The organism is Mycobacterium sp. 94-17 (genome assembly GCF_035617725.1).
Classification (GTDB): Bacteria; Actinomycetota; Actinomycetes; order Mycobacteriales; family Mycobacteriaceae; genus Mycobacterium.
On sequence record NZ_JAPIYN010000111.1, the window covers coordinates 1 to 311 of the forward strand.

The 311-nt window shown below is 69.1% G+C and carries 1 protein-coding gene; it reads right to left on the minus strand.

Annotation, left to right across the window (positions count from 1 at the left end; translation table 11 throughout):
- On the minus strand, nucleotides 1-311 hold a 311-nt coding region (locus OQ789_RS25895; protein WP_324689287.1), incomplete at both ends, for a hypothetical protein.

The window sequence follows — 311 nt, forward strand, 5'->3', positions numbered from 1 at the left end:
GTGGTCGCGTCGAACACGTCGGTGCGGAACTCGACCACCCCACCGATCCCGGCCGGCTCGCCCGCCTCGGTCCACCGTTCCCCGACGTTGAACACCAAGTCCATGCGGGCCGTCTGGGTGTCGGTCGCCAGCGGCGTGACCTCCAGATCCCCGAACTCCACCCCGCCGGTATCAGCGTCGTGCCCCCGCAGGTTCAACCACGCCAGCACCACCTGGATCAGCGGGTGGTGACTGAGGCTGCGGACCGGGTTGAGCCGCTCGACCAGCACTTCGAAGGGCACGTCCTGGTGTTCGTAGGCGGCCAGGCTGCG